Annotated in this window: 1 protein-coding gene; it reads left to right on the top strand. The window is 45.2% G+C overall.

Annotated features, from left to right (window positions below):
• Nucleotides 1-77: 77 nt before the first annotated feature.
• Nucleotides 78-290, top strand: a 213-nt coding sequence (locus AB4585_RS24140; RefSeq protein WP_372171287.1) for a cation:proton antiporter, incomplete at its 3' end; no start/stop codon positions are given.

The following is a 290-nucleotide window of genomic DNA, read 5'->3' as shown; positions in this document are numbered from 1 at the left end:
GCAATAAGTTCAATCATCTCAGACTCGTTTGTGGTTGAATATGCGCCAATTTCTCAACCACTTTCGAGACTGCATAAATGGATATAATGCTCATTTTCGGTGCTTTTGTTGCCGGCTTTGTCGCACAGCGCTGTAACCTCCCTCCCCTTGTCGGTTTTTTGCTGGCTGGTTTCACTCTTAATGCCTTTGGTTTCGAAAGCAACGATGCAATCAATCAGCTTGCTGATCTTGGTGTCACCTTACTGCTGTTCACTATCGGCCTAAAGCTGGATATCAAGGTACTACTGTCC

Origin of the sequence: Vibrio sp. 10N.222.49.C9 (genome assembly GCF_041474985.1) — a bacterium.
GTDB classification, from domain to species: domain Bacteria; phylum Pseudomonadota; class Gammaproteobacteria; order Enterobacterales; family Vibrionaceae; genus Vibrio; species Vibrio crassostreae_C.
This window is presented reverse-complemented; position numbering and strand designations above follow the sequence as displayed.